The 6,169-nt window shown below is 52.7% G+C and carries 4 protein-coding genes and 2 pseudogenes; 3 read left to right on the top strand and 3 right to left on the bottom strand.

Annotated features, from left to right (window positions below):
• Window positions 1-116 precede the first annotated feature (116 nt).
• Window positions 117-557, bottom strand: coding sequence for a DUF6538 domain-containing protein (locus ACYCZJ_RS05185; protein WP_461553152.1), 441 nt, complete (start codon window positions 555-557; stop codon window positions 117-119).
• Between the two features lie 615 nt (window positions 558-1,172).
• Window positions 1,173-1,496 (bottom strand): annotated as a pseudogene (locus ACYCZJ_RS05180) (transposase); the annotation flags it as partial.
• 116 nt (window positions 1,497-1,612) lie between these two features.
• Between ACYCZJ_RS05180 and ACYCZJ_RS05175 the strand changes: the two are divergent.
• Window positions 1,613-1,753 (top strand): annotated as a pseudogene (locus tag ACYCZJ_RS05175) (IS256 family transposase); the annotation flags it as partial.
• An 81-nt stretch (window positions 1,754-1,834) separates the two neighbouring features.
• On the opposite strand, the gene ACYCZJ_RS05170 reads toward ACYCZJ_RS05175, so the two are convergent.
• Window positions 1,835-2,668: a diguanylate cyclase domain-containing protein gene (locus ACYCZJ_RS05170; RefSeq protein WP_461553151.1), complete on the bottom strand. Its 834-nt coding sequence runs from the start codon at window positions 2,666-2,668 to the stop codon at window positions 1,835-1,837.
• Between the two features lie 567 nt (window positions 2,669-3,235).
• On the opposite strand from ACYCZJ_RS05170, the gene urtA reads away from it, so the two are divergent.
• Entirely contained in the window at window positions 3,236-4,492 is a 1,257-nt protein-coding gene (urtA, locus tag ACYCZJ_RS05165; RefSeq protein WP_461553150.1) for an urea ABC transporter substrate-binding protein, read from the top strand.
• Between the two features lie 74 nt (window positions 4,493-4,566).
• Window positions 4,567-6,168: an urea ABC transporter permease subunit UrtB gene (gene urtB / locus ACYCZJ_RS05160; protein WP_461553149.1), complete on the top strand. Its 1,602-nt coding sequence runs from the start codon at window positions 4,567-4,569 to the stop codon at window positions 6,166-6,168.
• Window position 6,169 lies beyond the last annotated feature (1 nt).

The raw sequence follows: 6,169 nt of genomic DNA, 5'->3' as shown, positions 1-6,169 counted from the left end.
AAAAAAATGGACCATGCCCATCCAGAACTGGCGCAATGCAATGAGCCGATTTATTATCGCCTTCGAGGATCGACTTCAAGGACATATTTAAACGCGGGGCAGTTACACAGAATTATTTACAGGCTCTGGGTGATTGAGGCCAGCCACGGCCCCAGCTCTGACGCCAGCAATACATCATTGCCAAACACTACCCCCGCGGCTTCCTGTGCTACCCGTTCGCCTTTGGCATCTTCCAGCGCGTCCAGCTTGCTCACGATGTAGCCTTCAAGGGCCTCTCGGTTGTCCTCGTCGGTCTCGTTCTCCAGGGCCTTCTTCCAGGCCAGGAACTCCCACTCAAGGTTCGCTGCTGGTGTAGTGGTTCCTCGTGCCTTCTCAATCTCTACCCGCCATTGAGCAATCAGGATAGGAAGCCTCCGAGTTGCCAGGGTAAGGGATTGGGTCTCCAGGGATTGCATGAAGCGGCGCTTATTGTTGAAGGCGGGGCGCACTGCCTTGGGTATCTCAAGGGTGGCGTAGTATCCGGGGAGACCCTTGCGCTGAACTGGTTTGTTTGACATGGCAATCCTAAAGGAGGGGAGGGAGTGTCTTACCCCACCAACTTACCACACCTATGCAAAACCTGAAAGGCTTATATTCGCTGGGTTGCAGGCTGGTAGCGGGTTGTCTCTCCAGGTGGATTACAGTCCCGCCCTCTCCGCCAGATATAACATGCAACATATTGATAATAAATAATTATTGTTTTTAATGTGTCTGGCGTTCTTACCGCTATACTTACCCGGCGACAAGGCTTGATCTGATTTCAGCATCATTCTTGCCCCGTGCTAGCATCATGCAAGCCATCAATCAATGAACACTCACTGAGCCGTCACTGAATGCTTCAGGTAAAGTTACGGGTAAGCTGAAGGTAACGCCGTGGTCACTCTGTTTTTTTGCCGTACGCTTGGAGCATACCAGCCTGCGCATCTTCCATGACTGCCCAAATAATCGAGCCCTGATTGTTGGGCATCGTCTCTGTTTTAACTAAAGTTCCGTCAAAGTAGGTTTTAGGGAGACGCTGAACAATTCACCGCTCCCGAGAAATCTGCGGGATATTGACGAAGCCAGCCAGCAAGCTGGTTTGCTTTTCGATCAGTGCAGTGCGTTTTGTGCGATTTTCTGCTCATTTCCCATTTTCAGGACGCAACTTTCCCCTGAGGGTTAAGCAACCATCGGCGCGCCAGCATCAGATTCGCCAGGCCAAACAGCGAGAACAACTGCGCCGCGTTTTTGGCCAGTCCCCGATAGCGCGTCTTGCGATGACGAAACAGATTCTTCACTACGTGGAACGGATGCTCGACTTTGGCACGAATGCTGGCACGGGCCTGTTCCAGCCATTCCTGCTGTTCGCCCTCGGGTGATTTGTCCAGGGCACGACGTTTACCGGGACGCATCGCGACATGCCAGTTAACCGGCGTTTCCAGATGCTCTTCGCGCTTCTCGACACCCTGATACCCCGCATATAAAACACTCCAGATACCCCCGGCTCAAAACGCCGGATGATTACATACTGGGGTGGAAACTATTGGACGCTGTTTCCACCCCTAATCTGGAAAGTTTTGCACGCTGTTTGACACCCAATGACGATGCCTTGATCAAGCTGTATTATCTGGCACTGCGCAACATCAGCAAGAAATGGACAATGCCGATTCAGAACTGGAAAGCGGTGTTAAATCGGTTCGCGATCATGTTCGATGAGCGCATGCCGCAGCTTTAAACAATTTCCCGTTTACACAAAATCGCGGATACCCCCCAAGAGAATTTTAGGACGCGTTTTCAGAACTGCAATAAAGTGGAATTATTGTGCAAATGCATATCCGGATTTCGTGTTTTTAGCGACGTACATCGCTTTGTCTGCTTTTTTGATCAAACTATCCGCAGTGGTACCATCTTTCGGAAAAATCGAGATCCCGATACTGGCGCTTAAAATGAGTTCAAGTCCACCGACATCACATGGCTCTTGAATCACCTTAAGGATATTTTGCGTGATCAAAGTGATATCTCGTTCATCACGAACCTCCATTAGCACGTACAAAAACTCATCTCCGCCGTGACGGCAGACGGTGTCGTCAACACGCGTATTGTCCTTGAGCCGCTGCGATATGATTCGTAATACGCTGTCGCCAGTGTCATGTCCATACGTATCATTGATGCCTTTGAAACCATTCAGATCCATGAACATCACAGCCAGTGCCCAGTTATGCCGTTTTGCCTGCGCCAAACCATGTTCTAGCCGATCATTAAACAGCACTCGGTTCGGCAGACCCGTTAAAGGATCGTGAAAGGAGACATGGCGAGCCGCTTTTTCCTGCTTTTCAGCGGCGGCCAATTGATGTTCTAGCAAGTGCCGCTCATTGACCTCATTTTCTAATGCCTGATTCACGACCGACAACTCTTCGGCAGCTTTTTCCACTTTAATTTCAACAGTCTCGCTTTTGTGAATGGCATTTTCAACCTCGGGCTGTGAGCCTCGCTCTGCGAGCTCTTGCTTGAGAACCATATTGACCGATGACAACTCTACGGCAGCTTCTTCCACCATGTCCCTGACGCGCTCGCTTTGAATCAACACTTTGGTCAAGGACTTAACGGGCTTGGTGCCATTCGGAAATTTTGTTTTTGGCTCGGTTGTCATGTATAGATACTGTCGGATAAAGCCACAAGTTATACACCTTACAATAAAATAAAAAACATAAAATTTTGCGAAGGTTTGTCTTTGGCACTTCTGCGATGTTCAGTACACAGCTGTAGCCACCATTGAAGTACGGCGAGTTTACTTAACCAATTATACAAATCGTATGCACTGAATCTACAGCGAGGTACTACTTTCCTGCCGCACGTTTACTCGCTCCTGTTCCAAACTTTCTGTTCATACCCAGCCTATCGTTCCAAGCCTAGGAATGTCATCTTTTGTTGTATACAACGTAGCACTACATTGGTGCGAGATCACCCATGGATGCATCATTCATGGGCGTGATGGATGTCAGGCGCATCCTGCGCAGGAATATAAATCGTATATAAATCACATAACATTCAATAGATTGAATCAATAACCTGAATTAAATTGAGATTGGCACCTTACTTGCTAATTAGTTGGGCAGCATAGCTCAGGGACCATCAAGGCGATGGGCATTAGAACCCCAAACATGCTGTGTATGCGATGCAGTAAAAATCAAGTTGCCAACTTTAAGGAGATAGCAGGATGGACAATCAACGTCGCAAGTTTTTAGGCACCATGGGTGCGATCACGGCAGGTACGTTGCTGGCAGGTAATCACTTCGCATTTGCGGCTGACAAATCTCCCATCAAAATAGGGGTGTTGCATTCGCTATCCGGCACCATGGCGATCTCGGAGAGCGCGCTCAAGGATGTGGTTTTGATGACCGTTGAGCAGATCAATGCCAGCGGTGGTGTGCTGGGGCGCATGATTGAGCCTGTGGTGGTCGATCCGGCTTCCAACTGGCCGCTGTTTGCAGAAAAGGCACGTCAGTTACTCACCAAGGACAAGGTTGCGGTGGTGTTCGGCTGCTGGACTTCCGTTTCGCGCAAATCGGTGCTGCCGGTATTCGAAGAGCTCAACGGGCTGTTGTTTTATCCGGTGCAGTACGAAGGCGAAGAGTTGTCGCAGAATGTGTTTTACACCGGTGCGGCGCCCAACCAGCAGGCCATCCCGGCGGTGGAATACCTGATGAGCAAGGATGGCGGCGGCGCCAAACGTTTCTTCCTGCTCGGCACGGATTATGTCTATCCGCGTACGACCAATAAAATCCTGCGCGCGTTTCTCAAATCCAAAGGCGTGAAAGAAGCCGATATTGCGGAGGTGTACACCCCGTTCGGCCACAGCGATTACCAGACCATCGTAGCCAACATCAAGAAATTTGCCGGCGGCGGCAAGACCACGGTGATCTCCACCATCAATGGCGATTCCAATGTGCCGTTCTACAAGGAACTTGGCAACCAGGGGCTGAAGGCCACGGATGTTCCGGTCATGGCTTTCTCGGTTGCGGAACAGGAACTGGCGGGCATGGATGCCAAACCGCTGGTGGGTCATCTGGCCGCGTGGAATTACTTTGAGTCGGTCAAATCGCCGGTCAATATTGCCTTCGTCAAGATGTGGAAGGATTACGTCAAGAAGAAGGGCCTGAAGGATTTTCCGGTTACCGACGACCCGATGGAAGCCACTTATGTGGGCATCCATATGTGGAAACAGGCAGTCGAAAAAGCCCATTCCGATGCGGTGGACAAAGTGCGCATCGCCATGTCTGGGCAGACATTCAAGGCGCCGTCCGGATTCACGCTGGAAATGGACAAGACCAACCACCATCTGCACAAGCCGGTCATGATCGGCGAAATCCGCGCAGACGGGCAATTCAATGTGGTGTGGAAAACACCAACAACCATCCGTGCGCAGCCATGGAGTCCGTACATCGCGGGCAATGAGGGCAAACAAAAGTTGTAATCGAGTGTGGGTGATACCACGCAATGCTCCCCGCGAGAATTCGTTCTCGCGGCATTCATTCCGAAAGTTTGTATATGACACGTAGTGCCATCTACCTGTGTTGCGTCCTGCTTGCCTTGTTGAGCTGGCCTGCACATGCTGCACTTGATGCAAGCCAGCTGAGCAAGCTGGCGGCCGATGACAATGATGCCAAAGTGGCCGTGGTGAAATACCTGACCAGCCATCCCAGCCCTGAGGCGCAAGCCGTACTCAGCGCCATGACCGATGATGCGCTGTATCAGGATCACGGGCGCTTGCTTATCGTGCGCGATGATCAGGCGCTTGACGCCGCCACGCTGCAAGCTTTGGGTCCGGTACCGGATAGCGCCGAATCCATCATTGTGAATAACCGGCTGAGAGGGGCAGTTGAAGGCGCTTTGTCTGCATTCAGGCTTTTTTCTTCCGACCTTGCGACGCGCCTTAAAGCAGCGCGCGATGTGAAGCAGGATCCGCGACCCGAGCAGTTGCCGCTGATGCAACAAGCCCTGGCGAAGGAGACCAATGCAGAAATCCGTCAGGATTTGCTGCTGGCACAGGCCAGCATCCAGATAGCCAGTACGAATGAAGCAGAGCGTCTGGCGGCGGTCAAGATACTCGGTGCGACCAATAATCCGGAAGTGCGTACCAAGCTGGCTGACATGCTTATCCAGAACAATGGCCAATACAACGAGGCCAGCCCGGTGGTGCGCGCTGCGGCGCAGCAGGCATTGAAAAGTATTGATCTACGCGTCAGCCTGGCACGCGCGGCTGCCAGCCTGTTTTCCGGTCTAAGCCTGGGCAGTGTGCTGTTACTCGCCGCACTCGGTCTGGCAATTACCTATGGCGTGATGGGCGTCATCAATATGGCGCATGGCGAGTTGCTGATGGTGGGGGCCTATGCCACCTATTTCGTGCAGGGCTGGTTTAAGACGCATCTCCCTCAGCATTTCGACTGGTATGTACTGGCTGCACTGCCCATTGCATTTCTGGCTGCGGCCGGGGTAGGGATGGTGATGGAGCGGCTGGTGATCCGCCGCCTGTATGGGCGGCCCCTGGAAACCTTGCTGGCGACCTGGGGTATCAGCCTGATCCTGATCCAGCTGGCACGCGTCAGCTTCGGCGCACAAAACGTCGATGTGGCCAATCCGGGCTGGTTATCCGGCGGGATCGAAATCATCCAGGACGTGGTGCTGCCATGGAACCGCATCATCATTTTGGGTTTTTCCATTGCGGTTTTGATCTTCATGAGTTTCCTGCTGTCGCGTACCCGGCTGGGTTTGTTCATGCGCGCCGTGACGCAAAATCGTGCCATGGCCGGTGCGCTGGGCGTGCCCACCGGCACGGTGGATACGCTGGCGTTTGGGCTGGGTGCAGGCATTGCCGGACTGGGCGGCGTGGCGCTATCGCAAATCAGCAACGTGGGACCGGACATGGGGCAGGGCTATATCGTGGATTCGTTCATGGTGGTCGTGCTCGGCGGTGTCGGGCAGATCGCCGGTACGGTTTACGCTGCGCTGGGACTGGGTATCGTCAACAAGCTGCTGGAATCCTGGTCGGGCGCGGTGATCGCGAAAATCGTCGTGCTGGTGTTCATCATCCTGTTCATACAAAAACGCCCGCAGGGTCTGTTCGCCCTTAAGGGCCGGTCGGTGGATTGAG

This window comes from Sulfuriferula sp. (assembly GCF_054605375.1).
Note: the sequence above shows the minus strand (reverse complement) of the source record. Positions and strands in the feature narration are given on the sequence as shown.

What these genes read in the sequence shown, in the direction of transcription:
- urtB (WP_461553149.1), top strand. Translation starts at nt 4,567, where the DNA reads ATGACACGTAGTGCCATCTACCTGTGTTGCGTCCTGCTTGCCTTGTTG.
- urtA (WP_461553150.1), top strand. Translation starts at nt 3,236, where the DNA reads ATGGACAATCAACGTCGCAAGTTTTTAGGCACCATGGGTGCGATCACG.
- ACYCZJ_RS05185 (WP_461553152.1), bottom strand. Translation starts at nt 557, where the DNA reads ATGTCAAACAAACCAGTTCAGCGCAAGGGTCTCCCCGGATACTACGCC.
- ACYCZJ_RS05170 (WP_461553151.1), bottom strand. Translation starts at nt 2,668, where the DNA reads ATGACAACCGAGCCAAAAACAAAATTTCCGAATGGCACCAAGCCCGTT.